The organism is Burkholderia sp. lig30 (genome assembly GCF_000687455.2).
Classification (GTDB): Bacteria; Pseudomonadota; Gammaproteobacteria; order Burkholderiales; family Burkholderiaceae; genus Burkholderia.
In genome coordinates, this window is sequence record NZ_JGVW01000039.1 from 1 (window position 1) to 1,276 (window position 1,276).

At 71.9% G+C, this 1,276-nt stretch carries 2 protein-coding genes; both read right to left on the reverse strand.

Annotated elements, in window-relative coordinates; translation table 11 throughout:
• Window positions 1–20: 20 nt before the first annotated feature.
• Window positions 21–365 (reverse strand): flagellar biosynthesis anti-sigma factor FlgM, encoded by a 345-nt coding sequence (flgM, locus tag LIG30_RS02355; protein WP_038709339.1) that lies wholly within the window; start codon window positions 363–365, stop codon window positions 21–23.
• Between the two features lie 103 nt (window positions 366–468).
• On the reverse strand, window positions 469–1,276 hold an 808-nt coding region (gene flgA, locus LIG30_RS02360), incomplete at its 5' end, for a flagellar basal body P-ring formation chaperone FlgA (protein ID WP_038709340.1).

Consider the following 1,276-nt stretch of genomic DNA (forward strand, 5'->3'; position numbering starts at 1 on the left):
GCCGGCCCGATCGGGCCGGCTCAGCCGCCCTTCGGCCGTTGCTGCTGCAGCAGCTCGCGGGCAGTGTTCAGCACGCCGTCGGCGATCTTGTTCGCATCGATCGACAGCGTGCCGTTGTTCAGCGCGTCCTTGATCGACTGGACCAGGCCGACGTCGATGTCGGCGTTGCCGGACGCCGCCGACGTACGCAATTGACCGGACAGGCCGGACAGGTTGACGGTCGCGTCGCCGCTGCTCGCGCCCGCGGCGCCAGCCGGCGCACCGGCCGTCGCGGCCGCGCCTTGCTGCGAGCGAGCTGCGCCGGCGCCGGCGCTGGCGCTCGTCAGCGAGCGGGAGCTCTGGGAAGAGGTGGAATCGACTTTCACGATGGTTTTCCTGAACGGTTTGACCCAGATAACGGCATGCGCGGACCAAACTTTAGCATGACGCCATTGGCATAAACCTCAGTCGAAACAACCTCTTGCGTCGTCAGAGCGGAATTTCCACCGTCCCGGCATCCTTGACGATCGCAGTGACGATCTGTCCCGCCGCCATTCTCACCCTCACCTGCTGGCCGGGCGCCGCGTTGTTCATCACGCTGCCCTCGGTCGAAATCGTGAAACCCGGCCCGGCGGCGACCACCCGGACGGTCTGGCCGATCGACACCGACGCCGCGCTCTTCAGCATGTCCTGCCGCAGCGGCAGCCCGGCGGCCACGCGCGCGAGCGCGGTCGCGCCGACCGCCTGCGACGGATCGGTGATGACGGCGAGCGGCAGCACCGTCAGGTCACCGTCGCGCGCGACCAGATCCGCCGCGGTGAGGGCCTCGCCGGGCGCGATCTGCCGCGCGGCGACGTAATAGGTTGCCGTCACCGACACCTTGGCCTGCAGATAGATCGTCCACGGCCGTTCGCCTGCGCAGCGCACGCCGACCGTCGTGCGGCCCCAGAGGCGCGCGCCCGTCGGCAGGAACGGCTCGAGCGTCGTGCAGGCGGCGAGGCCGCGCGGAAAGGCCGCCGCGACGCTCACCGTCGTCTTGCCGGGCAGGCCGGCGGTCTGCTGCTGAAGGAATGTGGTGGCGGCGCGCCGGATCGCTTCACCGTCCTGCTGGCCGGGTGCTGCGGCGGGCGCGGCGGGCGCGGACGCGTAGGTGGCGCCGTTGCGCGGCGCCGGCAGGCGCGCCGAGGCGCCCAGCGGGGCCGCGGCGCGTGGCGCGGCGGCGGATGACGCGGGCGTGCCTGCGACGACCGTGACGATCTGGCTCGGGTCGGTGGCGCGCCGGGCGGCGTAGGTGGTG